Annotated in this window: 24 protein-coding genes; 7 read left to right on the top strand and 17 right to left on the bottom strand. The window is 56.5% G+C overall.

Annotated features, from left to right (window positions below; all coding sequences use genetic code 11):
* Positions 1-101 precede the first annotated feature (101 nt).
* Entirely contained in the window at positions 102-1,319 is a 1,218-nt protein-coding gene (gene ydeE, locus ACQG11_RS20795; RefSeq protein WP_022648102.1) for an efflux MFS transporter YdeE, read from the top strand.
* Between the two features lie 46 nt (positions 1,320-1,365).
* On the opposite strand, the gene zinT is transcribed toward ydeE, so the two are convergent.
* The 8 genes from zinT to ACQG11_RS20755 form a co-directional block, all read right to left on the bottom strand.
* Positions 1,366-2,004, bottom strand: coding sequence for a metal-binding protein ZinT (gene zinT, locus ACQG11_RS20790; RefSeq protein ID WP_045308192.1), 639 nt, complete (start codon positions 2,002-2,004; stop codon positions 1,366-1,368).
* A 52-nt stretch (positions 2,005-2,056) separates the two neighbouring features.
* Complete coding sequence (gene urtE / locus ACQG11_RS20785) at positions 2,057-2,755, bottom strand: urea ABC transporter ATP-binding subunit UrtE (protein WP_023300094.1); 699 nt, start codon at positions 2,753-2,755, stop codon at positions 2,057-2,059.
* 9 nt (positions 2,756-2,764) lie between these two features.
* A complete protein-coding gene (gene urtD, locus ACQG11_RS20780; protein WP_032624266.1) occupies positions 2,765-3,562 on the bottom strand; it encodes an urea ABC transporter ATP-binding protein UrtD in 798 nt (265 codons plus the stop codon).
* Positions 3,562-4,635: an urea ABC transporter permease subunit UrtC gene (gene urtC / locus ACQG11_RS20775; protein ID WP_045622751.1), complete on the bottom strand. Its 1,074-nt coding sequence runs from the start codon at positions 4,633-4,635 to the stop codon at positions 3,562-3,564. The genes urtD and urtC overlap by 1 nt, the downstream gene beginning before the upstream one ends.
* Complete coding sequence (urtB, locus tag ACQG11_RS20770) at positions 4,635-6,209, bottom strand: urea ABC transporter permease subunit UrtB (protein ID WP_426728742.1); 1,575 nt, start codon at positions 6,207-6,209, stop codon at positions 4,635-4,637. The genes urtC and urtB overlap by 1 nt, the downstream gene beginning before the upstream one ends.
* A gap of 22 nt (positions 6,210-6,231) precedes the next feature.
* Positions 6,232-7,503, bottom strand: coding sequence for an urea ABC transporter substrate-binding protein (gene urtA / locus ACQG11_RS20765; protein WP_038416047.1), 1,272 nt, complete (start codon positions 7,501-7,503; stop codon positions 6,232-6,234).
* A gap of 199 nt (positions 7,504-7,702) precedes the next feature.
* On the bottom strand, positions 7,703-8,806 hold the full coding sequence (locus ACQG11_RS20760; protein ID WP_023306183.1) for a cobalamin-independent methionine synthase II family protein: 1,104 nt from the start codon (positions 8,804-8,806) through the stop codon (positions 7,703-7,705).
* 156 nt (positions 8,807-8,962) lie between these two features.
* Positions 8,963-9,373, bottom strand: a complete 411-nt coding sequence (locus ACQG11_RS20755) for a rhodanese-like domain-containing protein (protein WP_023306182.1) — start codon at positions 9,371-9,373, stop codon at positions 8,963-8,965.
* 73 nt (positions 9,374-9,446) lie between these two features.
* Here ACQG11_RS20755 and ftrA point away from each other — a divergent pair, with 73 nt between their 5' ends.
* Complete coding sequence (gene ftrA / locus ACQG11_RS20750; protein ID WP_058646652.1) at positions 9,447-10,445, top strand: transcriptional regulator FtrA; 999 nt, start codon at positions 9,447-9,449, stop codon at positions 10,443-10,445.
* Between the two features lie 148 nt (positions 10,446-10,593).
* Here the strand turns inward: ftrA and ACQG11_RS20745 are convergent, their stop codons facing one another.
* Complete coding sequence (locus ACQG11_RS20745) at positions 10,594-10,956, bottom strand: hypothetical protein (protein WP_015570547.1); 363 nt, start codon at positions 10,954-10,956, stop codon at positions 10,594-10,596.
* 242 nt (positions 10,957-11,198) lie between these two features.
* Between ACQG11_RS20745 and ACQG11_RS20740 the strand changes: the two genes are divergently transcribed.
* The gene (locus ACQG11_RS20740; RefSeq protein WP_023300086.1) at positions 11,199-11,432 is read left to right on the top strand and encodes a DUF2554 family protein; all 234 of its coding nucleotides are present in this window, start codon (positions 11,199-11,201) and stop codon (positions 11,430-11,432) included.
* On the opposite strand, the gene ACQG11_RS20735 is transcribed toward ACQG11_RS20740, so the two are convergent.
* Together ACQG11_RS20735 and ACQG11_RS20730 are read right to left on the bottom strand one after the other, a co-directional pair.
* Positions 11,429-13,393 carry a peptidase U32 family protein gene (locus ACQG11_RS20735; RefSeq protein ID WP_045622761.1) on the bottom strand — a complete coding sequence of 655 codons (1,965 nt, stop codon included), beginning with the start codon at positions 13,391-13,393 and terminating at the stop codon, positions 11,429-11,431. The genes ACQG11_RS20740 and ACQG11_RS20735 overlap by 4 nt on opposite strands.
* A gap of 80 nt (positions 13,394-13,473) precedes the next feature.
* Complete coding sequence (locus tag ACQG11_RS20730) at positions 13,474-14,001, bottom strand: helix-turn-helix domain-containing protein (protein ID WP_032676237.1); 528 nt, start codon at positions 13,999-14,001, stop codon at positions 13,474-13,476.
* Between the two features lie 92 nt (positions 14,002-14,093).
* Here ACQG11_RS20730 and ACQG11_RS20725 point away from each other — a divergent pair, with 92 nt between their 5' ends.
* Positions 14,094-15,260 (top strand): benzoate/H(+) symporter BenE family transporter, encoded by a 1,167-nt coding sequence (locus ACQG11_RS20725; protein ID WP_023300083.1) that lies wholly within the window; start codon positions 14,094-14,096, stop codon positions 15,258-15,260.
* Here the strand turns inward: ACQG11_RS20725 and ACQG11_RS20720 are convergent.
* Entirely contained in the window at positions 15,240-16,112 is an 873-nt protein-coding gene (locus ACQG11_RS20720; RefSeq protein ID WP_426728741.1) for a helix-turn-helix domain-containing protein, read from the bottom strand. The two genes, ACQG11_RS20725 and ACQG11_RS20720, sit on opposite strands and share 21 nt — an antisense overlap.
* Before the next feature lie 174 nt (positions 16,113-16,286).
* Between ACQG11_RS20720 and ACQG11_RS20715 the strand changes: the two genes are divergently transcribed.
* Positions 16,287-17,183, top strand: a complete 897-nt coding sequence (locus ACQG11_RS20715) for a DMT family transporter (protein ID WP_045308102.1) — start codon at positions 16,287-16,289, stop codon at positions 17,181-17,183.
* A gap of 34 nt (positions 17,184-17,217) precedes the next feature.
* Here the strand turns inward: ACQG11_RS20715 and ACQG11_RS20710 are convergent, their stop codons facing one another.
* Both ACQG11_RS20710 and ACQG11_RS20705 read right to left on the bottom strand, forming a co-directional pair.
* Positions 17,218-17,892: a DUF3313 domain-containing protein gene (locus tag ACQG11_RS20710; RefSeq protein ID WP_022648086.1), complete on the bottom strand. Its 675-nt coding sequence runs from the start codon at positions 17,890-17,892 to the stop codon at positions 17,218-17,220.
* Positions 17,893-18,027: 135 nt separating this feature from the next.
* Positions 18,028-19,623: an ABC transporter substrate-binding protein gene (locus tag ACQG11_RS20705; protein WP_046621579.1), complete on the bottom strand. Its 1,596-nt coding sequence runs from the start codon at positions 19,621-19,623 to the stop codon at positions 18,028-18,030.
* Positions 19,624-19,734: 111 nt separating this feature from the next.
* Between ACQG11_RS20705 and pepT the strand changes: the two genes are divergently transcribed.
* Positions 19,735-20,964: a peptidase T gene (gene pepT / locus ACQG11_RS20700; protein WP_426728740.1), complete on the top strand. Its 1,230-nt coding sequence runs from the start codon at positions 19,735-19,737 to the stop codon at positions 20,962-20,964.
* On the opposite strand, the gene tehB is transcribed toward pepT, so the two are convergent.
* Both tehB and tehA read right to left on the bottom strand, forming a co-directional pair.
* Positions 20,961-21,554, bottom strand: coding sequence for a tellurite resistance methyltransferase TehB (gene tehB, locus ACQG11_RS20695; RefSeq protein WP_426728739.1), 594 nt, complete (start codon positions 21,552-21,554; stop codon positions 20,961-20,963). The two genes, pepT and tehB, sit on opposite strands and share 4 nt — an antisense overlap.
* Positions 21,554-22,549: a dicarboxylate transporter/tellurite-resistance protein TehA gene (gene tehA / locus ACQG11_RS20690; protein ID WP_426728738.1), complete on the bottom strand. Its 996-nt coding sequence runs from the start codon at positions 22,547-22,549 to the stop codon at positions 21,554-21,556. The genes tehB and tehA overlap by 1 nt, the downstream gene beginning before the upstream one ends.
* 121 nt (positions 22,550-22,670) lie before the next feature.
* Here tehA and ydcK point away from each other — a divergent pair, with 121 nt between their 5' ends.
* A complete protein-coding gene (ydcK, locus tag ACQG11_RS20685) occupies positions 22,671-23,651 on the top strand; it encodes a YdcK family protein (RefSeq protein WP_426728737.1) in 981 nt (326 codons plus the stop codon).
* Here ydcK and rimL read toward each other — a convergent pair.
* Positions 23,646-24,185 (bottom strand): 50S ribosomal protein L7/L12-serine acetyltransferase, encoded by a 540-nt coding sequence (gene rimL, locus ACQG11_RS20680; RefSeq protein ID WP_063200295.1) that lies wholly within the window; start codon positions 24,183-24,185, stop codon positions 23,646-23,648. The two genes, ydcK and rimL, sit on opposite strands and share 6 nt — an antisense overlap.
* Position 24,186 lies beyond the last annotated feature (1 nt).

Raw genomic sequence — 24,186 nt, 5'->3', positions numbered from 1 at the left:
GAAGCACTTGCGGATAAATTGGGTGCTATACAAGCTGCCGATCCCATGATAATCCTGTAATAACACAACAAAAAAAGCATAAGCATTTGTCGGGCAGGAAAATGAAACCATCAATCAGGCGCTCAACCGCAGCGCTACTGGCATCGTCATTGTTATTAACAATTGGCCGCGGGGCAACGCTGCCCTTTATGACCATATATCTCACACGCGTGTACGATATGAGCGTGGAGAATATTGGCTATGCCCTTACCGTGGCGTTGACCATTGGCGTGGTGTTTAGCCTGGGATTTGGCATCCTGGCGGACAAGTTCGACAAAAAACGCTATATGCTGGTCGCCATCGTGGCCTTTATCGCCGGGTTTGTGGCCATTCCGCTGGTGAATAACGTGACGCTGGTGGTGTTGTTCTTTGCCCTGATTAACTGCGCCTATTCCGTCTTCTCAACGGTGCTGAAAGCGTGGTTTGCCGACGTGCTGACCTCCAGCGAAAAGGCGCGCGTTTTCTCACTCAACTACAGTTTCCTGAACATCGGCTGGACGATTGGGCCGCCGGTTGGCACTCTACTGGTGATGTACAGCCTGCAACTGCCGTTCTGGCTGGCGGCCTTCTGCGCCGCACTGCCGCTCGGGTTTATCCATTTCTTTGTGCAGAAAAGCGTAGCGTCTGACAGCGTGGAGGAAAAGGCGCCGTGGCAGCCCTCGGTGCTGCTGAAGGACCGGGCGCTGTTCTGGTACACGCTCTCCGGCCTGCTGGCGTCCTATGTGGGCGGATCGTTCGCCAGCTGCATTTCCCAGTATGTCCTCGCCGCGTATGCGGACAGCGATTTCGCAGAAAAGGTGGTGGCCGTTGTGTTGCCCGTCAACGCAGTGGTGGTGGTCACCCTGCAATACGCGCTTGGCCGCAAGATCTCGGCAAGCAACATCCGCCCGCTAATGACAGCCGCAACGCTCTTTTTCATCCTCGGGCTGGGCGGGTTTATGCTTTCCGGCGAGAACCTGCTTTACTGGGGGATTGCGGCGGCGATTTTCACCCTGGGTGAAATTATTTATGCCCCGGGTGAATACATGCTGATCGACAATATCGCCCCGCCGGGCATGAAGGCGAGCTACTTCTCCGCCCAGGCGCTGGGCTGGCTGGGCGCGGCGGCGAACCCGATGATCACCGGGCTCATCCTGACCCATCTGCCGCACTGGTCGTTATTTATTATTATGATGGCCGCCATTATTGCGGCGTGGCTGATGGTTTTGCGCGGGATGCGCGTGAAAAGTGAAGATAGCGTGTCGGGTGGCGCTGCGCTTACCCGACCTGGAAAACCCTAATCCCACGCCGGGTAAGGCTAAGCCCCCACCCGGCAAATCCAACAGCCTAGTGGTGCAACATCTCCTCCACCACCTGCTCTTTGTACATCTCGTTCGGGTAGTAGGTCGGCCAGTTATCCATCTCTTTCAGCAGCGCCTCGTGGGAGGTGTTGCCCATAAAGATATGGAAGTGTGAAGAGGCTTTCGGCCCGATGGTATGATCGCTGAACTGCACAAACTTAGGCGCCTGGCTTGCCTTATCCTTACATTCAAACAGGTAGCGCACGCCTTTTTTCCCCGACGCATAGGTCAGAATTTTATAGCCGCTGTAGTCGTAGCGGCAGCTGCTCATCGTTTTGCCTCTGTGGAATTCCATCACGTTGTTTTCAATGCCGATGGCGTCCACGTCCGTCGCGTAGCCCTTACGGTAGTACGCTTTCACCTCGGCAGCGGATTTTTCCCCCTTCTGCGCTTTCTTTTCGAAAACCGGATCCAGCGAACCATCAAGCAGGAACGGGTAAACAGACTGCCAGGTCCCGTCCCAGTCAGACAGCGTCCTGTCCCTGACGTCTTTATCCTCAAAGACGCCGTTTGCCGCCTTCTGTTCCGCCTCCGTCATCTGATGACCGTGCGAATGGGCAAAAAGCGAGCCGCTTACCAGCAGCGTTCCCAGAGTCAGCGCAATTTTTCCAAGTTGTGCAGCCACAGCAAAACCCTCATTCCGTGTTATAAGAATGAGGATGTTATAGTATAACATTTCAGATCGCAACCAGTCCGCGAACCCCCTCCTGCTCCATGTTCTCACCGCGCCCCTGCTGGACGATGCTGCCGCGCGACATCACCAGATAGCTGTCGGCCAGCTCCGCCGCAAAATCATAAAACTGCTCCACCAGCAGGATCGCCATATCCCCCCGGTTCGCCAGGCTGCGGATCACCTGCCCGATCTCTTTAATCACCGACGGCTGTATACCTTCCGTGGGTTCATCCAGGATCAGTAACCGTGGACGGCTCGCCAGCGCGCGACCAATCGCCAGCTGCTGCTGCTGACCACCGGAAAGATCGCCTCCGCGACGGTGTTTCATCTCCTTCAGCACCGGGAAAAGCTGCCAAATCTCCTCCGGCACGCTCCTTGCGTTTCCCGCGGAGAAGCGCGACAGTCCCATCAGCAGGTTTTCTTCTACGGTCAGACGCGGAAAAATCTCCCGCCCCTGCGGAACATACGCCACGCCGGACTGCACCCGCTGGTGCGGTTTACTGTGAGTGATGGTCTTTCCCTGCCAGACCACCTCCCCGGCTTTCACCGGGATCAGCCCCATCAGGCACCTCAGCAGTGTGGTTTTCCCTACCCCGTTGCGCCCCAGCAGGCAGGTAACTTCCCCGACCACCGCCTCAAAGCTCACCCCGCGCAGAATATGACTTCCGCCGTAGTACTGATTCAGCTCGTTAACCTGTAACATCCCCTCTCCTTAGCGTCCCAGATAGACGTCAATCACCTGCTCATTGGCCTGTACCTCGCGAAGCGAGCCTTCGGCCAGTACGCGCCCCTGATGCAGCACCGTGACGTGGTCGGCGATGGTCTCGACGAAGCCCATATCGTGCTCAACCACCATCAGCGAATGCTTGCCTGCCAGAGTTCGGAACAGCTCGGCTGTGTATTCCGTCTCTGCGTCGGTCATACCGGCGGCGGGTTCGTCCAGCAGCAACAGATGCGGATCCTGCACCAGCAGCATGCCGATCTCCAGAAACTGCTTCTGCCCGTGGGAAAGCAGCCCGGCGCGGCGATCGCGCTCGCTGCCAAGCCGCAGCAAAACCAACATCTCGTCAATGCGGTCGCGCTGCTCGCCGCTGAGTTTTGCCCGCAGGCTCGCCCAGACGGACCTGTCGGCTTTCATGGCGATTTCGAGGTTTTCCCCTACGGTCAGCGCTTCAAACACGGTCGGTTTCTGGAACTTACGGCCAATGCCCTGACGGGCAATGGCCGCCGGTTCAAGGGCTGTCAGATCGATGGACTGATCGTAAATAGCCTTCCCGCTTTTTGGCCGGGTTTTGCCGGTGATCACGTCCATCAGCGTAGTTTTACCGGCGCCGTTAGGGCCAATGATGCAGCGCAATTCTCCAATGCCGATATTAAGTGAGAGATCGGTCAACGCTTGAAAACCATCGAAACTGACGTTAATGGCCTCAAGCTGCAACACCGGATCGGTCTGCTCACGGTAACGATCGCCCGGTAGCTGGCGGGTAAAGAGTCCTTCAGAGGGCTGCATTAATTCTCTCCCTTACGAAACAGACCGAACACGCCGCGCGGTAAAAAGAGCGTCACGGCGATGAAAATCAGCCCAAGAAACAGTTGCCAGTACTCCGGCATCGCCACGGTGAAAAAGCTCTTCGCACCATTGACCAGCGCCGCACCAATCACCGGGCCTACCAGGGTGCCGCGCCCGCCCAGCGCCACCCAGATGGCCGCTTCAATCGAGTTGGTCGGCGACATTTCACCCGGGTTGATAATGCCCACCTGCGGAACGTACAGCGCTCCCGCCAGGCCACACAGCACGGCGGAAAGCGTCCAGACCAGCAGCTTGAAGCCGCGCGGATCGTAGCCGCAGAACGTCAGACGGTTTTCCGCATCGCGCACCGCCGTTAAAATGCGGCCAAATTTACTCTTCGCCAGGGCGTAGCCTGTGCCCAGGGCCAGAAGCAGCAGCATGACCGTTGCGAGAAACAGCGCGATCCGCGTGGTAGTCGCCGTAACGGAAAACCCGAGCAGCGTGGTAAAGCCGGTAAAGCCGTTATTGCCGCCAAAACCGGTTTCGTTGCGAAAGAACAGCAGCATGCCCGCATAGGTCAGCGCCTGGGTCATGATGGAAAAATAGACCCCTTTTATCTTCGAGCGGAAAGCAAACCAGCCGAAGACCAGCGCCAGCAGGCCGGGGATCGTCACGATTAACACCAGCGCCCAGGCAAAATGCTGCGTTCCCCACCAGAACCAGGGCAGTTCGCTCCACGAGAGAAACGACATAAACGCGGGCAGCCCGTCCCCGGCCGCCTGGCGCATCAGGTACATGCCCATCGCATAGCCGCCCAGGGCGAAGAATATGCCGTGCCCCAGCGAGAGCATACCGGCATAGCCCCAGACCAGATCGAGGGCCACGGCGACAATTGCGTAGCAGAGGATCTTGCCGATAAGCGTCAACATCCACGTCGAAACGGCCAGCGGATGGGTGGCGGGTAACAGCGCGAGAAAAGGCAGCACCAGCAGCGCCGCAACCAGCAGACTGCCGAAGATTTGCGCGGTGCGCGGTGCCCTGCGCGCCAGTGTTAAGGTCAATGGCTGGCTCATCAGTCTGTCACCCTCCCTTTAAGTGCGAATAACCCCTGCGGACGTTTCTGGATAAACAGAATGATCGCCACCAGAATCAGGATCTTGCCCAGCACGGCGCCCATCTGCGGTTCAAGAATTTTATTGAAGATCCCCAGACCAAAGGCCGCCGCGACGCTACCGGCCAGCTGGCCGACGCCGCCGAGCACCACCACCAGGAACGAATCGATGATGTATCCCTGGCCCAGCTCCGGCCCCACGTTCCCCAGCTGGGACAACGCCACGCCGCCCAACCCGGCAATGCCGGACCCGAGGCCAAATGCCAGCATATCTACCCGTCCGGTGGGAACGCCGCAGCAGGCCGCCATGCTGCGGTTTTGCGTCACCGCCCGCACGTTGAGACCCAGACGCGTTTTGTTCAGAATGAGCCAGGTGAAGAACAGCACCAGCAGCACAAAGCCGAGCACCACAATACGGTTCCAGGGCAGCGTCAGGTTGGCGAAAACCTGCACCCCGCCGGACAGCCAGGCCGGGTTAGCGACCTCAAGGTTCTGGGCGCCAAAGGTCATTCGCACCAGCTGGATAAGCATCAGGCTGATCCCCCAGGTGGCGAGCAGGGTTTCCAGCGGGCGGCCATACAGATGGCGTATCACCGTGCGCTCCAGCACCATTCCGATGCCTGCGGTCAGGCAAAACGCCACCGGCAGCGCCACCACCGGATAGAGCGCCAGCCACTGAGGCATCCACTGCGCCATCACCTGCTGTACCATCCAGGTGGCATACGCCCCGAGCATCAGCATCTCGCCGTGGGCCATGTTAATCACCCCCAGCAGACCATAGGTGATAGCCAGCCCGAGCGCGGCCAGCAAGAGTACCGACCCCAACGACAGGCCCATGAAGGCCTGCCCCAGCAGTTCGCCCCACATCAGCCGGTGCTGAATACGCTCCAGGCTCTCAGCGGCGGCGGCACGTACCCGTGCGTCCGGCTCGGTTTGTGTCCGGGTGAACGGCGTCAGCGTGGCCTGCACGTCCGGATCGTCAGACTGTCCCAACAGCTCAACAGCCTTGAGCCGTACTTCAGCCTGTGGGCTCGTCAGCTGGAGGTTTGCCAGCGCCAGCATCAGCGACTGTCGGGCGACGTCGTCCGTTTCGCTACTGGCCCGCTGTTGCAGAAAGCCGAGCATATCCGGCCGGGCGTCACGCTGAAGTTGCCGCGCGGCATGACGCCTTTCGGTGACACTGTCACTGACAAGCTGATGCGTCGCCAGCGCCGTGACGGTTAACACGCGCAGTCGGTTGGTCAGCCGCACGGCTTTGGTCGTGCCTTCAGCGCTTTTTGCCGCGCCCAGGGCAACCATTTCGCCGTCGATGCGGGTAAATGCCTTCGTCTGGCTGTCGGTATAAAGGTTCTCCTGTTGCAGCGCCTTAAGCAGCGGCAAACGTGCAGGTTCCGGCGTGGCTGCCCAGCGGGTCAGCATGGCGGTTTGCTGGCTGCGGCTAGCGGCAACGAAATCATCGGCATCCGATGCCTGCGCCATCCCTGGCAGCAGTCCGGTAAGCCACACAATCGCAATCATCATGCGTATGGCGTTCATGACGTCTCTCCCTGGTGGTGGCTTAGTTGCTGGCGGTTTTCATCGGCTGGTCAGGCTTTTTGTCATTCCCGGCGATAAACGGGCTCCACGGTTGAGCGCGTACCGGCTGTTCGGTTTGCCAGACGACGTTGAACTGGCCGTTGCCTTCAATTTCACCAATCATGACGGGCTTATGCAGGTGGTGGTTGGTGGCGTCCATGGTCAGCGTAAAGCCGGACGGCGCGTTGAACGACTGGCCCGCCATTGCCGCGCGCACTTTGTCCACGTCGGTTGTTCCCGCTTTTTCAACCGCCTGCGCCCACATATGCAGGCCAACGTAAGTCGCTTCCATCGGATCGTTGGTGACCACGTTATCGGCATTCGGCAGCTTATGGGCTTTCGCGTAGGCTTTGTAAGCCGCGACAAAGGTCTGGTTCGTCGGGTTGTCGACGGATTCAAAATAGTTCCACGCCGCCAGGTTACCCACCAGCGGTTTGGTATCAATGCCGCGCAGTTCTTCCTCACCCACCGAGAACGCCACCACCGGCACGTCCGTGGCTTTCAGCCCCTGGTTCGCCAGTTCTTTATAGAAAGGCACGTTGGAATCACCGTTGATGGTGGAGACCACTGCCGTTTTGCCGCCCGTGGAGAACTTTTTGATACTGGCGACGATGGTCTGGTAATCGCTATGTCCAAATGGGGTGTAGACCTCTTCAATATCTTTATCTTCAACGCCTTTCGAGTGCAGGAAGGCGCGCAGGATCTTGTTAGTAGTGCGCGGGTAAACGTAGTCCGTACCCAGCAGGAAGAATCGCTTCGCGCTGCCGCCGTCCTCGCTCATCAGATACTCCACCGCCGGGATCGCCTGCTGGTTAGGCGCCGCGCCGGTATAGAAGACGTTAGGTGACATCTCTTCACCTTCATACTGCACCGGATAGAACAGCAAACCGTTCAGCTCCTCAAAAACCGGCAGAACCGATTTACGCGATACGGAGGTCCAGCAGCCAAACACCACGGCGACCTTATCCTGGCTCAGAAGCTGGCGGGCCTTTTCGGCAAACAGCGGCCAGTTGGATGCCGGGTCAACCACCACCGGCTCCAGCTTTTTCCCGAGCACGCCGCCTTTAGCGTTGATTTCATCGATGGTCATCAGGGCGACATCTTTCAGGGGCGTTTCTGAAATGGCCATCGTGCCGGAGAGAGAGTGCATAATCCCGACTTTAATGGTCTCTGCGGCCTGGACGCCAAAGCTCATTCCCATGGCGATGACGGAGGCGGACAAGGTGAACGCTTTAATAAAGGTACGACGGTGCATATTTTCACTCCTGAAAAGAAAGCTGTGCGAAGACGTCCGTTACCGCCGGACGCAGAAAAAAGTAACGCCAGTTTCAGGAGAGCAAAAACAGTGCCAGGTTGCAGAGACAGGATTTTAAAGGGATCGAAGAGAGGAGTGACGGGAAACGACTCAGAATGGTACAGCGCTGCACTGTAATAATGCAGCGCTGTAAACGGCGTTACCAGACGTCGCTGGCGATTTTCGTCACGAGGCGAACTTTATCCCACTGCTGGGCTTCGCTCAGGCTGTTACCCTCTTCCGTAGAAGCAAATCCGCACTGCGGGCTGAGGCAAATCTGCTCTTTCGCCACGTAGCGCGCAGCCTCTTCCAGACGCGCTTTCACCCCTTCCGGGTTCTCCAGTTCACCGTGTTTGGTGGTGATCAGCCCCAGAACCACCTGCTGTTTACCCGGGCGCACAAAACGCAGTGGCGCGAAGTCCCCGCTACGGTCGTTGTCGTACTCCAGGAAGAACGCGTCGACGTTCACCGTGCCGAATAGCACCTCCGCCACCGGCTCATAGCCGCCCTCGGAAATCCAGGTTGAGCGGAAGTTGCCGCGGCAGACGTGCAGCCCGACGGTCAGATCGTCCGGTTTGCCCTCCAGCGCCTTATTCAGCACCCGGGCATAAGTTCGGGCAAGTTCGTCTGCATCGTCACCGCGCTCGCGGATCTGGCGGCGCTGGTCCTCCGAACAAAGATAGGCCCAGACGGTGTCATCCAGTTGCAGATAGCGGCAGCCTGCATCGTAAAAGGCCCGAATGGCATCGCGCCAGGTGGTCGCCAGATCGTCAAAGTAATCCTTCAGATCCGGGTAGACCGTAGCATCAATATCCTTGCGGCCACCGCGGAAGTGCAGCACGCTCGGGCTCGGAATGGTCATCTTCGGCTGTGCATTACCGCTAATGCTTTTGAGGTAGCGGAAATCTTCCAGCATAGGATGATCGCCGAAGCCCAGTTTGCCCGTTACGCGCACGCCGTGGGCTTTGGTCTGCACCCCGTTGAACTGAATGCCCTGCTGGGAATCATAACGCTCCACGCCCTGTAGCCCGTCAAAGAAGTCAAAGTGCCACCAGGCGCGGCGGAATTCACCGTCCGTTACCACATGCAGACCGCAGGCGCACTGCTGCTCGACAACATGACGAATGGCCTCGTCCTCAACCGCGCGAAGCTGCCCGGCATCGATTTCACCGCTGGCAAATTGCAGACGGGCCTGTTTAATGGCATCCGGGCGTAAAAAACTGCCGACTACATCGGCGCGGTACGGGGCATGGTGTCGCTGCATGGAAATCTCCTCTGTCTGTCGGCGTTAATTGCCCACAGTGATAATTCATCTCTTGAATCTTTAGACTTCTGGATGTCTAAACGTCCTGAAAAGATGTCATACCGGCTCGCCGCCGACAAACGAGAAAATTTCATCTGTGTTGAAATAAATTCATGTTCACAGAGCGGGTGATGAAGATCCTGCAAACGCGAACCGCTCATCTTCCCAGCCGGTCATGCCCCCGAGCATAATCTTAACCGGCAGACCCAGACGCGCCAGCTTCAGCGCCGCCCTGTCCGCCCCGTTGCAGTGCGGGCCTGCACAATAGACGACAAACAGCGTGCCCTCCGGCCACGCTTTCATCCGCTCTGCGGTGATCTGGCTCCAGGGTAAATGCAGCGCGCCGGGCAGATGCCGCCGGGCAAAATGTTCAGGCTTTCCGACAACGTGCAGCAGAACAAAGTCCTGCTCACCGCCGGATACCGCATGATGGACATCGGCGCAGTCCGTCTCGACACTCAGACGACGCAGAAAATGTCCCACAGCTTCCTGCGGCTCAGCAGCCGGAAATTCAGTAACATAGCTCATGAATCTTCCTCATTTGTGGTGTTTGTGTTAACACTACTCTATCCCTTAATTCAGCCCATGAATGCGTCCGCCTATGCCAGAAAACAGCAAAAAGATGACAAACTTAAGACATCCCTCGCCGCGCGCGATCGTGCTGGCATATGACGGTTTATGTACCTTTGAGTTTGGCGTGGCGGTAGAAATCTTTGGCTTGCCGCGCCCGGAGATGGGCGATGACTGGTATCAGTTTGCCGTGGCGAGCGTGGATGATGGCGAACTCCGGGCAACGGGCGGGATCCGTATTCTGGCCGATGGCGATCTGGGTCTGCTGGAGACGGCGGATCTGGTTGTCGTTCCCGGCTGGCGAGGGCTGGACGAACCCGTACCCGAAGCGCTCTGCCAGGCGCTCCGCGCGGCGCATGCCCGCGGCTGCCAGCTACTCTCGATCTGTTCTGGCGTTTTCGTTCTGGCAGCCTCAGGCCTGCTTGACGGGCGGAAGGCGACCACCCACTGGCGCTATACGCAAGCGCTGAAAACACGCTATCCCGCCATTACCGTGGTCGAAGATGTGCTCTACCAGGACGAAGGCGATATTCTCACTTCCGCCGGAAGCGCCGCGGGGATTGATCTGTGCCTGCACGTGGTGCGCCGGAATTACGGTATGGAAGTGGCAAACCGCGTGGCGCGTCGGCTGGTGATCCCGCCCCATCGGGACGGCTCGCAAACCCAGCAGCTTAGCCGACCGGTGGCTCAGTTGCGGGAGAGCCAGCGCCTCGGCCAGCTGTTTGATTATCTTCACCAGCATCTGGCCGTTTCCCATACCGTCGAATCGCTGGCCCTGCGGGTGGGTATGAGTCAGCGCACCTTTCTGCGCCGTTTCCAGGACGCGACCGGAACAACACCCGCGCGCTGGTTATTGACTGCGCGATTGCAGCGGGCAAAAGATTATCTCGAAAACAGTCGGCTCAGCATCGACAATATTGCGGAACAAACCGGATTTGGACAAAGCGCCACGCTGCGCCACCATTTCCGGCAGCAATTTGCGCTTTCACCCGCGCAATATCGCAAACAATTTTTACAGCCGGTACGATAAACGGGCAAAAAAAAACCGCCATAATCTGGCGGTAAATGCTTGCATGGATAGATTTGTATTTTGGTATCTACGCTCCGGTATTCCATACCGGGATGTGGATCACCTGCAATCTACCACTGTGAGCCTCAACGAAGCATAAACGAATCGATTAACCCGCTTTGGTATTAATTTGCAGATAACGCATCAGCCCCTGCTCTGCACTCTGGCGGGCATCATCATTAATCGCTTCGAGATAAAACGCACGAGAGACCCCATACGGCGCCTGCTCGGATGGGTAAACAGCGAACTGGAAGGTTTTGCCCCTCGCCTTATTGGTACAGCCCAGCTCCCAGCGATCTTCACTTACCTGGGTGCTATTACATTCGACACGTCCGTAATCGCTGGTTAAATACGATCCGACACGGCTTTTTGCTGACTGAATATATTCTGGTTCTTCATTTGAATAGATGCTGGCCGCAGCACCCACCGCAACCACTACGCCCAGAAGTGATAGCACGATTATTTTTTTCATTTATTCGATCCAATCCTTAGCCAGAAAAATCTTATTGTAAATGATTTCCCAATAAATCTAGCTTCTCTTTGCATACCAGAAATGGGAGTTTACAACGGCGATATAGCTTTTAAGAATAGTCTTAAGTGAGTTTTATGGCGACCACAATTTTTGACAGTCTATTTTCTCAAATTTAAAGAGTCGAATAATTACTCTATGAAATTATCCCTACGATGACCGTAGCGTATTTTCGGGGGTAAAAGATGTTCAGAAAAGGCTTTTCGCTACTGCTGCTGATTAGTGCACTGTTCTCGGGGCAGATTATGGCGGAGCACAAAGGGCATGAATTTGTGTATGTGAAAAACGCCGACCATCAGCTTCGTCATGAAGCTGACAGCGACGAGTTACGCAGCGCGGCAGAGGAGTCTGCGGAGGGGTTGCGCGAGCACCATGCCTGGCAGAAATCGCGCAAACCGGATACCCACTCTGCGGGTTAGCTGCCTTTACGCTTTGGCAGGGTCTTCATCAAATCGTCAGGGCTGACGGAGGCCACAATGCTGCCCGGAGACGGCATTTTGAAGATGTGATTCTTCATCTTGCCGATAACGTGCATTTCACACGGACGGCAGTCAAACTTCAGCGTCAGTACTTCATCGCCATTCACCAGCTGCATCGGCGTCGCTTTCCAACTTTTAATATTGCCTTTCGCCTGTTTCGGACAAAGGTTAAAGGCAAACCGCAGGCAGTGTTTGGTGATCATCACCGGCACATCGCCCTTCTCTTCATGCGCTTCATACGCGGCGTCAATCAACTGCACGCCGTGACGATGGTAAAACGCACGCGCTTTGTGGTTGTAAACGTTCGCAAGGAAAGAGAGATGCGTGTCCGGGTAGACCGGCGCAGGCACCGCTTCGGCCTTACGACTGCCGCGCGGATAGTTTGCCAGGCGTGCTTCATCCAGCATCTCTGCCGTTTCACGGCGGAACTGGTTCAGCAGGCTGTTCGGCACGAACAGCGCATCCGGCAGATTCACCTCAATATTGCGCGCATAATAAATGGTCTGCCCGAGCTTCGCTACGCCATCCTTGAGGTTGCTGAGCGCTTTCTCCGCATTGTTCGCCACCTCGAACAGGCCGTCGAGCGTATGCGTCACGCTGATGCCGTCTTCGCAGGTCATGGTCAGGATCAGCTGCTCTTCCCAGCCACCCAGCGCGATATCCACCGCAATGCGACGCTCGCTGGAGGTCTTGAGCAAGGCCTGCTGCCAGTTGTGATCCAGGTTACGGTTCAGCGCCGCATTCGGGCGGGCTTTGTAAAGGTCGGCAGGCATTTCGTTCGGCCAGACGCGATAACGATTTTCGCCGGTTTTCTCCACCGTATTGGCGCGAAAACCAACCACTTCACGTTTGATCATCACGTTGAGGCCATCGCCGTTCGCCAGCGGCTCTGTAACCTGAACGTCAAGATGATCCTTCGCCACTTTCAGCACTTCACCCACCGGCAGACCAATAAACTTCGGTGAATCGAACGCGCCAATATCCCCTTTGCGCGCATTAACGAAATAATCCGTACTGCCGCGGTGGAACGTTTTGTCCGTCGACGGAATAAAGAAATGCTCTGTACGACCGGCGGACGCGCGCGCCAGGTCACCGCGATCCTCGATGATGGCATCCAGCATCTGACGATAATGGGCGGTGATATTTTTCACGTAGCTCATGTCCTTGTAGCGGCCTTCAATTTTGAAGGAGCGTACGCCGGCATCGATCAGCGCGCCGAGGTTTGCCGTCTGATCGTTATCTTTCATCGACAGCAGGTGTTTTTCGAATGCCACCACGCGGCCCTGATCGTCTTTCAGGGTATACGGCAGACGGCAGGCCTGAGAGCAGTCGCCGCGGTTAGCGCTGCGCCCCGTCTGGGCGTGAGAGATATTACACTGCCCGGAATAGGCCACGCAAAGCGCACCGTGGATAAAGAATTCAATGGTCGCGTCGGTGGCCTGGTGGATATCGCGGATCTGGTTCAGGTTCAGCTCACGCGCCAGAACAATCTGCGTAAACCCGACGTCTGAAAGAAACTTCGCCTTCTCAACGGTGCGGATATCGCACTGGGTGCTGGCGTGCAGCTCAATTGGCGGGATATCCAGTTCCAGAACACCCATATCCTGAACGATCAGAGCGTCAACGCCGGTCTGGTAAAGATCGGTAATAAGACGCTGCGCGGGCTCCAGCTCATCATCATGAAGAATGGTGTTCAGGGTCACGAACACCTTCGCCCCGAAACGGTGGGCGAACGGTACCAGTTCGGCAATGTCGCGCAGGCTATTGCTGGCGTTATGACGGGCACCAAAGCCTGGGCCGCCAATGTAGACGGCATCCGCACCGTGAAGAATGGCTTCACGGGCAATGGCGGCGTCGCGGGCCGGGCTTAGCAGTTCAAGATGATGGGGGTGCAGGCGCATACTTCGTCGTTATCCGTTATGGTCAAAATGGCGGCTATTGTAGTCAGAAGTCTGTGCCAGTGAAACCGTTTTGCGACGCTTTAGCGGGGATAATGGATCAGAGAGTGAAAATGCACCGTCCGGGTGCTGCTGTTGCGGTACGCGTGCGGTTTATCGCCGGCAAAACGCACGCCTGAATCAGCGTATACAGTGCGCCAGACACCGTCGATATGCATATCCAGTTCACCGCTTATCACCACCACGTGTTCAATCACCCCGGCTTCGTGCGGCGTGGACTCACTCAGCGCGCCGGGCGACAGGGTGATGGAGAAATGGTCGAACTTAAGCTGTTCATCCCAGGGGAAAAGCGGTTTCACCACCATCGCCTGCTGCTGCGGATCGAACACCGCCTGCGGTTCGCTCTCTGGAGTGATAAACGCCGAAAAAGGTACGTTCAGCCCGGTGGCAATTTTCCACAAGGTTGAGACCGTCGGGCTGGACTCATTGCGTTCGATTTGCCCAAGCATCGCTTTCGACACGCCCGTCTCTTCCGCCAGTTTCGACAGGCTCCAGCCCCGCGCCTGACGCAGCGCTTTCAGTGTGGTTGCCAGATGTTGAGTGATATCCATGGTTCCTCCCGTTGCAGCAAAGCATACCACTTGTACGCTATAGCGCACAGTGATACCTTATCCCGGACGTTATAACGCACAACGGAGTTCACATGCGATCGACTGCCTCTCTCTTTCCTGCCGTGCTGGCTGGTTTTGTTGCCGTTCTGGTGGGCTACGCCAGCTCTGCCGCCATTATCTGGCAGGCGGCTGCGGCGGCGGGCGCCAGTACACAGCAAATCGCCGGATGGATGACCGCGCTGGGGCTCGGGATGGGGATCAGCACGCTTGCATTGTCGTGGTGGTATAAAGCCCCGGTGCTGACCGCCTGGTCGACTCCTGGCGCGGCGCTGCTCGCCACCAGCCTGCAAGGCGTGACGCTGGCGGAAACCATAGGGGTATTTATATTTGCGAATGCGCTGATTCTGCTGTGCGGCGTCACTGGCCTGTTTGCCCGGTTGATGAAACTGATCCCGCACTCGCTTGCCGCCGCTATGCTGGCAGGCGTGCTGTTACAGTTTGGCCTGAAGGCATTCAGCAATCTTGAGGGACACGTGCTTCTTTGCGGCAGTATGCTGGCCGCCTGGCTGGTGGCTAAAGCCGTGGCGCCCCGGTATGCCATTGTCGCCACGCTGCTGGTGGGGGTGTTCGTGGCCTGGGCTGGAGGTGACGTTGTCACGAATAAAATGACGTTATCGGTGATCATGCCGGAATTCATTGCCCCTGCGTTCACCTTCACCAGCCTGATCAGCATCGGCTTACCCTTCTTCCTGGTGACCATGGCGTCGCAGAATGCGCCCGGCTTCGCCACCATGCAGGCATCGGGCTATCCGCTGGCGGTCTCACCGCTGATCGTTGCCACCGGCGGGCTGGCGCTTCTGTTGTCCCCCTTCGGCGTCTATTCCATCTGTATCGCCGCCATCACCGCCGCCATCTGCCAGAGCCCGGACGCCCACCCGGATGCCAGTAAACGCTGGCTGGCAGCGGCGGCCGCAGGTGGGTTTTATCTGCTGGCGGGGGTGTTCGGCGGGTCGATTTCGGGGCTGATGGCCGCCCTGCCGCTGAGCGGCATCCAGACGCTGGCCGGGCTGGCCCTGCTCGGCACTATCAGCGGGAGTTTGTATCAGGCACTGAATCATGAAGCAGAGCGCGACGCGGCGATCGTCACCTTCCTGATGACCGCCAGCGGCGTCACGCTCCTGGGAATTGGCTCCGCTTTCTGGGGGCTGGTGCTGGGTGGGATCTGTTACGCTGTCTTCTCACGCCTTCGCCGCGCGTAGCTGTGACGGCGTGATGCCGGTCATGCTGCGAAAACGGTTACTGAAATGGCTGGCGGAGTTAAATCCGCAGGCCAGCGCGATGTCGGTGAGCGGCGTGGTCGTGTGCTGAATCAGCGCTTTGGCCTTCTCCATGCGGCGCTGCATGACGTACTGATGCGGCGCCAGCCCCATCGACTGGCGGAACATCCGCGCAAAGTGATACTCACTGAGTGCGGCCTGGCCCGCCAGTTCCGCCAGCGTTAAGGGTTGCGCCAGATTTTCCTCGATAAAGGCCAGCACGTTGCGCAGCACAAACGGCGATAGTCCGCCGGTGACCACCGGTAACTTCCACTGGACGCTGGAATAGTGCTGGACCAAATGCGTCAGTAATAAAGTCGACGCAGTGCTCAGGGTGAGCTGATTGGCGTTTTGCTGCCAGTCGCAGCCGAGCAAAAACTGGCGATAAAGGGCGGTGATTTTCGGATCGCTGCCGAAGATTTTTTCCTCCAGCGTCAGCGATAGCGGTCGTTTATCCCAGATTTTCTCCCCCACGTCCCGCAGGTGTTCATCGGTGCAGTAGAGGTGCACGAACGACAGGTCATCACGAATATCCCATGTGGATTCGCTCTCTTCCGGCATCAGACAAAAACGGTCCGGCCCGCCGCCATTTCTCCAGCCACCCGGCGTTTTTTGATAGCTTTCATAGCCATCCGCCACGTACAGGCTAAGGGTGTGATGGTTGCTTTTCACCGTGATCGTATCGTGCTTGTTGTACCACGCCGCCAGTTGAATGCCAGTATTGAGCGCGACGGTTTCCCGCAGTACTGCATTTTTTTGGCGTAACGTTTCAAAGGTGTCGTAAACGAGAGACATGGCCGTAAACAGGTGATTAATCAGACTGTCAGTCTAAGAAGTGTTGCAGCCTGTTACCAGCCATTGTGCGAGAAAAAAGCGCAAGAATTTGCAAGTCCGGCGCAAGGCGTTGAAAGCCGGGGCCCCCTTCTTTCGCCACACTGTTGTTTTTCGCGGTATGAGAAGAGAGACACCATGAACGCATTACTCTATGGGCTGGTTGTTGTTATCTGGGGCACGACCTGGATCGCCATTTTTTTACAACAGGGGCCGGTTGCAGCGCCGGTCTCCATTTTCTGGCGCTTCGCCGTGGCCAGCGCCACGATGATGATCGTCCTGGTCGCCCTTCGTCGCCTGCGCAGGCTGGCGCTGCGGGATCATCTCTATTGCATGCTTCAGGGTTGCTGCGTTTTCTGTTTCAACTTCTGGTGCTTTTATACCGCCGCCGCCCATATCAATACCGGCCTTGAGTCGGTGATTTTCTCGATGGCCGTACTGTATAACGCCATCAACAGCTTTATCTTCTTCGGCCAGCGTCCACCCGCGCGCTTCTGGACGGCGGCAGCGCTGGGGCTTATCGGGATCATTACCCTGTTCTGGAACGATCTGCTCGCCAGCGGCTGGAGCGCGTCATTGCTGACGGGCATCGGGCTTTCCGCCCTCGGCACCTACGGCTTCTCGCTGGGGAATATGATCAGCATGCGTCATCAGCGAAACGGGCTGGAAACCATGACCACCAACGCCTGGGCGATGCTGTATGGCACCGTCGTGATGGGCCTTATCGCTCTCTTCAGGGGCGATAGCTTTATGCCGGAATGGACGGTGAGCTATATGGGGGCGCTGCTCTATCTTGCGCTGTTTGGCTCGGTGATTGCCTTCGGCGCCTACTTTACGCTGGTAGGCCGTATTGGTCCCGGTAAAGCCGCGTACAGCACCCTGCTGTTCCCGCTGGTGGCGCTGTCGATTTCAACGGTGTACGAGGGTTACGTGTGGCATATCAACGGGATCGTCGGCCTGCTGTTGATATTGGGGGGAAATATGGTGATGTTTACGAAACCGGAAACCTGGTTCCGCCGCCTGCTGACGGCATAAAATAACGGCCTGCGTAAATGCAGGCCGTTTTTTATTATTTTGCTGTCTGATGGACATCAAACATGGTGGCATCGGTCGCCATATCATCCACAACCTGTTTCAGTGTGGCGAATCCCAACGGCGTGTTCTCGTTGGCAAGCTCTTTACCTTCACCTTTACGAACAACTTTAACTACCGGTTTGTTCGTGGCGGCATCAATCAGCTCACCTTCAAAGAAAAGATGCGTATCCATGGTGCGATGGCCAGTTGCCATCTGCGTACCCGCAACCAGCAGCGCGACGGGCACCACTTCATAGAACTGCAAACCTTCTTTCTCTGAGCTCACACCCGTGATGGCGCCGCGGAAGATCAGGCTATGTTTGCCCGGCGTCGTCACAATTGGCTTACGCTGGCCAATCGCGTTTTTTAATGTGTTATTGGTGTAACTCAACAATTCATCAAGCGTTTTTTGCCCAAGCTGTGTGGTTGGCTTTGGTGTCGGATAATAGGTTATCGGGGTCCAGATAATACTGTCGTAGTTCGCCGGATCATAGGAAGGATCGACCCAACGCAAGGTTGGTTTCCCGGTTGCTGATGTCATCTCCTGCAAGTCAGAGTAATCTTTTAAAAAGCCTGAATATTGATCGGGGGCTGCGACTTTTGACGCACAGCCAGAAAGGGCCAACAGGCCAGAAAGCACTGCAACTTTAAAAAAAGTGGAAGTACGCATGATGGAGTTCCGAGTTATCTGCAAGTATGCACTTGAAGTTATAACAAAAAACAGAGGGAAATGTTGTGGCAAAAAATGACGGGGAAGGCACAAATTGTAAAAATAGTGCCCGGACGGGATCCGGGCAGAAAAATATTACTGTTTTATATCTACCTGCCAGAACAGATGTTTGCCGAAGGGATCGATTTCATAGCCCGTGACCTCTTTTCTGACTGGCTCAAAAATGGTCGAGTGGGCAATCATAACCGCCGGCATTTGATCGTGCATCATCTGCTGCGCCTGCTTGTACAGCGCCACGCGTTTTTCGCGATCGGTTATCGATTTTGCTTCGGCAATCAGGTTATCAAACGGCTTATAGCACCATTTGGCCGAGTTCGACCCGCCGTTGGCGGACGTACAGGTAAACAGTGGTCCGAAGAAGTTATCTGGATCGCCCGTCGCCGTTGTCCAGCCCATCAGCGCAGCCTGATGCTCCCCGCCCTTCACGCGCTTCAGGTATTCGCCCCATTCGTAGGTCACGATTTTGGTCTGCACGCCTACTTTCGCCCAGTCCGCCTGGATCATTTCAGCCATACGCTTCGCGTTCGGGTTATACGGCCGCTGCACGGGCATAGCCCACAGATCGATGCTTACGCCGTTGGCAAATCCCGCCTCCTTTAACAGCGTTTTCGCTTTTTCTGGATCGTAATCGTAGTCTTTCAGCTCGCTGTCGGCACTCCAGACGCCAGGCGGCAGCAGGTTTTTCGCCGCCGTGCCGGTGCCGTGGAAGACCGCCTCAATGATGGCCGGTTTGTTAATCGCCATCGCCAGCGCCTGGCGCACTTTTACGTTATCCAGCGGCGGCTTTTGCGTGTTAAATGCCAGGAAACCGGTATTCAGACCGGCCTTGCTCATCAGGTTGATGTCTTTGTTAGCCTTCATACGCGGCAGATCCGCCGGGTTTGGGAACGGCATCACCTGGCACTCATTCTTCTCGACTTTGGCAAAACGCACCGAGGCGTCCGGCGTGATGGTGAACACCAGTCGATCCAGCTTCGATTTTCCCTGCCAGTAGTCCGGGAAGGCGGTAAAGAGGATGCGGGAATCCTTCTGATATTGCGCCAGTTTAAACGGCCCGGTGCCAATCGGCTGCATATCAACCTTTTCAGGCGTGCCCGCTTTCAGCATGGCATCGGCATACTCCGCCGACAGGATGGAGGCAAAATACCACGCCAGATCGGCAACAAACGGCGCTTCCGGGTGCGCCAGGGTGAAGCGCACGGTGCGATCGTCAACCTTATCAATGGCGGTAATCAGGTTGCCGAACTCCAGACTTTCGAAGTTGGAATAACTGCCGTTGGAGACGTTATGGTAGGGATGATTCACATCCTTCTGGCGCATAAACGAGAAAATCACGTCATCCGCGTTGAAGTCGCGCGTCGGCGTGAACAGTTTATTACTGTGGAATTTCACCCCTTTGCGCAGGTGGAAGGTGTAGACCTTACCATCCTCGCTCACCTCCCAGCTTTCCGCCAGGCTCGGCACCAGTTCGGTAGTGCCCGGTTTGAAATCGACCAGACGGTTATAAACCGGTACGGCGCTGGCGTCCACGCTGGTTCCCGACGTGTAGAGCTGAGGATTGAAGTTTTCCGGCGATCCTTCGGAGCAATACACCAGCGTTTTTGCCGCGACGGTGGAACTGACCGTCAGCGCAGCAAGCGCCAGCGTTATCATTGTGAATGTGCTTTTCATCATTTATTCCTGTCTTTTTAATTCGACGGCTAATTACTTCTTTTGCCATTTCATAAATAACATTAAAGTGATGGCGCAAACACATGAAAAATAAATACAGAAGGAAACACTATGGGCTCAGAACTCTCCAGACAATTAACCCAACGCTTTTTCCGCTATCTCGCCATCACCAGCCAGAGCGACCCGAAAGTCAAAACCCTGCCCTCCACCCCGGGCCAGCACGACATGGCGCGGGAGCTGGCGAAGGAGCTGGAAATGCTGGGGTTAGACGATATTGTGATTGATGAGTTCGCCACCGTTACCGCCGTAAAAAAAGGCAATATTCCCGGCGCGCCGCGGATTGGTTTTATTACCCATATCGATACCGTTGACGTCGGTTTATCCCCGGATATTCATCCACAAATATTAACCTTTACGGGAGATGATCTCTGCCTGAATAAAGAAAAAGATATTTGGTTGCGCGTAAATGAGCACCCGGAAATTCTGGCTTATCCTGATGAGGAGATTATTTTCAGCGACGGAACCAGCGTATTAGGCGCAGATAATAAAGCGGCCGTCACCGTGGTCATGACGGTGCTGGAAAACCTCACCGCTGAACATAAGCATGGCGATATTGTGGTGGCGTTTGTGCCCGATGAAGAGATTGGTCTCTGTGGCGCGAAAGCGCTGGATTTGAAGCGCTTCGACGTCGATTTTGCCTGGACCATCGACTGCTGCGAGCTGGGGGAAATTGTTTACGAGAACTTTAACGCGGCTGCGGCTGAAATTCGCTTTACCGGCGTCACGGCGCACCCGATGTCCGCCAAAGGGGTGATGGTCAACCCGCTGCTGATGGCAACGGATTTCATCAGCCATTTCGATCGCCAGCAAACCCCGGAATGCACCGAGGGGCGCGAAGGTTATATCTGGTTTAACGGCATCCAGGCCGGGCAAAACGAAGCGGTGCTGAAAGCCAACATTCGTGATTTTGACAAAGAGGGTTTTGCCGCCCGCAAGCAGCAAATTGCCGATGTGGCAGCGCGGATTGCTGCGCAGCATCCCACGGCAAACGTGGAGTATCGCATTGAAGATACCTACAGCAATATCAGCAATGCGATTGGCGAAGACCGCCGCGCGATCGACCTGATGTTCGAGGCGATGGAATCGCTCGGTATCACCCCAAAACCGATCCCCATGCGCGGTGGCACGGACGGGGCGGCCCTGTCAGCCAAAGGCTTGCTCACCCCGAACTTCTTCACCGGCGCCCATAACTTCCACTCAAAGTTTGAGTTTTTACCGCTGTCGTCGTTCGAGGCCTCCTGTCGCACGGCCTTGCAACTCTGTCTGCTGGCCGCGCGTTAAGCGGGCTTGCGTGCGAGCATGGTGGCGAAGCGCAGCTTGATACGGTTGCCGTTGGCATCGGTACGGTGGAGTTCCCCCACCTCTTCGTTGTACTTGATCAGCTCCCAGCCTTCGTAGTAGTGGCTCAGTTCACCGGTTTTGAAGGCAAACGGGAAGCCGACGGTGCACGGATAATCCTCCGTATCCATGGCGGCAACGATCAGGTTATAGCCGCTTGGTTTAGTGCAACGCTGCATATTGGCGATAAGACCAGGGATGGTTTTCGCTTCGAGAAACATCAACACGACGGTGGAAAGAATAAAGTCGTATTCGCCGTCAAAGGTCAGGTTGTTCAGGTCCTTTATCGCCGTTTGCAGATTCGCGATCCCTTCCGCCGCCTTAATGCGCTCGATGTTATCGATGCTCATCGGGTTTTTATCCCACGCCGTCACGTCATAGCCGTTGGCAGCGAGGTAGAGGCTGTTACGGCCATTTCCGCAACCGAGATCGAGCGTTTTTCCCGGCTTAACAATGTCCGCGCTGAGCAGGACCTCTGAGTGCGTGCGGGTCAGCCCATATTTCTCAGTAAAGTAGTTTTCATCGACAGTCATTATTTTTCCTCAGATTGCATTAGCAGTGCCTTATCAGCGCGCACCAGAAGTTTGCCCTGCATCAGCAAGATAAAAGTACGGACCAGCAGCATCGCGATGATGATGTTGGTGAAAATAAACAGGGGAACCGCGAGGGCATGAAAGAACCCAGACGGACTGCTCTGCCCCAGATGTAAACCGGTGGTCGCCAGCGCCGACACCCCGAACGAGAAGCTCCAGAACGACACGTTGAACGGCTGCGACAGATACCACGGCATCAGACGCAGCATAAACAGGAGTTGCAACAGACCATAGCCGAAAAGCATTTTGGCGAAGGTGTCCGCTTCGCCGCCGTTGACGCTAAACCAGGCGCTACAGGCCACCAGGGCAGGCGCAAGCTGGATCCCGAGCGAAGTACGAAGCGCCGCGGGCAGTTCGCCCACGCTGCGCAGGCGTTGCAGAATGACCGGCTCGAGGCTCAGCCAGGAAAAGACCCCGGCACCAAGGAACACCAGCCCCGCATCGTGGAAACCCAGCGCACCGCAGGCCATGGCGCTGATAAAATTGTTCGCTACCGTCGGCAGATACAGTCCCGGCGTCGTGGCCTCTTCCGGATGCTTACCGCGCCACAGCCCGGCGCTTTGCCAGGCGGCATACGCAAGCTGGATCACCACGCCTACGCTAAACAGCACCAGCGACACTGGTCGGCACCACGGCACAAAGCCAATGGCCACCAGTAGCGTTGTGGCAGGAAACAGGCTGACAAAACTGCTCATTACCGGATGCCGCATCTCGGCCAGCACGCTATGTGGAAACCGTACCGCACGGGTAAGAAACGCCACGCTCAGCAGGAACCAGATCGCCACCGCCAGCGCCACCAGGATGTCGCCCGGCCAGCGCGTCACCGGCCAGATAGTACCGGCATAACGCCAGGCGAACCCCATACCTATGGTACCCAGAACCATACCGAAATAACCGGCGGGCAAGTTAAGAACGCGTTGGTCTTGGTTATGCATTTTTTTTAAACTTTAAAATGTATTTTAAATGCCATTTTAAGGGGTTTACCGTGCAGACGCCAGCACTTCGAAACGCCAAAAGTTTGCTACGTTTAGTGAATGGCTTTTCAGGGAAAACACGATGACAAAATACAGGCTTAGCAATGAAAGGCGTCTCTGGCGCTGGCAGGACGGATCAACGCCGTGCACAACCCTACTCAGACAGATAATTGCCGCAAAGGATTTTAACGATGTGACCAGCGGGACAAAAGGTGGTTGGGTTGAGGATGAACACGCGCTCGCCCAGGACGGGGATTGCTGGGTTTATGATGAAAACAGCGTGGTGTTTGCCGGGGCCAGGATATCCGGCAACGCCCGCCTCACCCAACCTTGCATCGTAAGCCACCGCGCACTCGTAGGCGGCAACAGCTGGCTTGACGCGGCAGAGGTGAGTCACGGCGCGTCAATAAGTGACAACGTCACTATCCAGCACTCCACCGTACGCGGGGAATGCCGTATCGCGGGTGACGCGCGGGTGCTGCATAACAGCATGGTGATTGCAGCCAAAGGGCTGACACCCGACCGTGAGCAGATCCTGCAGATTTACGACAGAGCCACGGTCAGCCAGTCGCGTATTGTGCATCAGGCGCAAATCTACGGCGATGCCATGGTGACCTGGGCCTTTGTTGAGCACCGCGCGGAGGTGTTTGACCGCGCCATTCTTGAGGGCAACGCGCTTAATAACGTCTGGGTGTGCGACTGCGCCAAAGTGTACGGCAACGCCCGCCTGCTGGCCGGTTTAGAGGATGATGCGATCCCGACCGTGCGGTACAGTTCACAGGTCGCGGAAAACGCCCTCGTCGAAGGTAACTGCGTGATTAAACACCACGTATTGATTGGTGGCGAGGCGTGGTTACGCGGCGGGCCGATCCTGATTGATGACAAGGTCGTTATTCAGGGGCGCGCGCGTATCAGCGGCGATGTCCTGATTGAGCATCAGGTGGAGATGACAGACGATGCGGCGATCGAGGCGCTGGAGGGTGAAAGCATTCACGTCCGGGGAGCCAAAGTGATCAACGGTGACACGCGGATCACCCGGACGCCGCTGCTGGGGGCGCTATAGCGGGAATAACCTGGCGTACAGGTTTACGTCATCGAAGCGGCCGTTGAGCATTTCCGCTTCCCGCAAACAACCTTCCAGCGCAAAACCGTTGCGCTGCGCCACGCGGTTACTGTTATGGTTAGCCACGCGACATTTGATCACAAAGCGGCGGATCTCGCCGCGCTCAACGTAATAGCGCATAAACGCCTGTAGCGCCTGAGAGAGAATGCCCTGTCCCTGATGCGCTTTGTCAAGCCAGTAGCCGATGTACCCGGCCTTATTCGCAGGCTCTATCGCGTTAAAAGAAAGCACGCCCACCAGCTCGTCCTTCATGAAAATCAGGAACATTTTGGCGTAGCCGCGCTGGTGCAGCATCTGGTTGCTCTGCACGTTACGGCGCGTGTCCTCTTCAGTGCCGACATGCTGCGCCCAGTCGAAGGCGGTTTGCAGCCAGGTTTTGTTTTTAACAACGAGGTTGTGCAGATCGGTGGTATAGCGCTCTTCGACGGCGCGAAGCTCGATTTCCTGGGTTACGGGGATAATTTCTGAAGACATA

This window comes from Enterobacter cloacae complex sp. 372C4 (assembly GCF_050030615.1).
Lineage (GTDB): Bacteria > Pseudomonadota > Gammaproteobacteria > Enterobacterales > Enterobacteriaceae > Enterobacter > Enterobacter intestinihominis.
Note: the sequence above shows the minus strand (reverse complement) of the source record. Positions and strands in the feature narration are given on the sequence as shown.

Coding starts and splice junctions, on each gene's coding strand:
- urtC (WP_045622751.1), bottom strand. CDS start 4,635: ATGAGCCAGCCATTGACCTTAACACTGGCGCGCAGGGCACCGCGCACC.
- pepT (WP_426728740.1), top strand. CDS start 19,735: ATGGGCTCAGAACTCTCCAGACAATTAACCCAACGCTTTTTCCGCTAT.
- ACQG11_RS20740 (WP_023300086.1), top strand. CDS start 11,199: ATGTTCAGAAAAGGCTTTTCGCTACTGCTGCTGATTAGTGCACTGTTC.
- ACQG11_RS20720 (WP_426728741.1), bottom strand. CDS start 16,112: ATGTCTCTCGTTTACGACACCTTTGAAACGTTACGCCAAAAAAATGCA.
- ACQG11_RS20755 (WP_023306182.1), bottom strand. CDS start 9,373: ATGAGCTATGTTACTGAATTTCCGGCTGCTGAGCCGCAGGAAGCTGTG.
- ACQG11_RS20745 (WP_015570547.1), bottom strand. CDS start 10,956: ATGAAAAAAATAATCGTGCTATCACTTCTGGGCGTAGTGGTTGCGGTG.
- urtB (WP_426728742.1), bottom strand. CDS start 6,209: ATGAACGCCATACGCATGATGATTGCGATTGTGTGGCTTACCGGACTG.
- ACQG11_RS20725 (WP_023300083.1), top strand. CDS start 14,094: ATGCGATCGACTGCCTCTCTCTTTCCTGCCGTGCTGGCTGGTTTTGTT.
- ftrA (WP_058646652.1), top strand. CDS start 9,447: ATGCCAGAAAACAGCAAAAAGATGACAAACTTAAGACATCCCTCGCCG.
- ACQG11_RS20760 (WP_023306183.1), bottom strand. CDS start 8,806: ATGCAGCGACACCATGCCCCGTACCGCGCCGATGTAGTCGGCAGTTTT.
- tehA (WP_426728738.1), bottom strand. CDS start 22,549: ATGCATAACCAAGACCAACGCGTTCTTAACTTGCCCGCCGGTTATTTC.
- ACQG11_RS20710 (WP_022648086.1), bottom strand. CDS start 17,892: ATGCGTACTTCCACTTTTTTTAAAGTTGCAGTGCTTTCTGGCCTGTTG.
- tehB (WP_426728739.1), bottom strand. CDS start 21,554: ATGACTGTCGATGAAAACTACTTTACTGAGAAATATGGGCTGACCCGC.
- ydcK (WP_426728737.1), top strand. CDS start 22,671: ATGACAAAATACAGGCTTAGCAATGAAAGGCGTCTCTGGCGCTGGCAG.
- ydeE (WP_022648102.1), top strand. CDS start 102: ATGAAACCATCAATCAGGCGCTCAACCGCAGCGCTACTGGCATCGTCA.
- ACQG11_RS20705 (WP_046621579.1), bottom strand. CDS start 19,623: ATGAAAAGCACATTCACAATGATAACGCTGGCGCTTGCTGCGCTGACG.
- ACQG11_RS20735 (WP_045622761.1), bottom strand. CDS start 13,393: ATGCGCCTGCACCCCCATCATCTTGAACTGCTAAGCCCGGCCCGCGAC.
- rimL (WP_063200295.1), bottom strand. CDS start 24,185: ATGTCTTCAGAAATTATCCCCGTAACCCAGGAAATCGAGCTTCGCGCC.
- urtD (WP_032624266.1), bottom strand. CDS start 3,562: ATGCAGCCCTCTGAAGGACTCTTTACCCGCCAGCTACCGGGCGATCGT.
- urtA (WP_038416047.1), bottom strand. CDS start 7,503: ATGCACCGTCGTACCTTTATTAAAGCGTTCACCTTGTCCGCCTCCGTC.
- urtE (WP_023300094.1), bottom strand. CDS start 2,755: ATGTTACAGGTTAACGAGCTGAATCAGTACTACGGCGGAAGTCATATT.
- ACQG11_RS20730 (WP_032676237.1), bottom strand. CDS start 14,001: ATGGATATCACTCAACATCTGGCAACCACACTGAAAGCGCTGCGTCAG.
- ACQG11_RS20715 (WP_045308102.1), top strand. CDS start 16,287: ATGAACGCATTACTCTATGGGCTGGTTGTTGTTATCTGGGGCACGACC.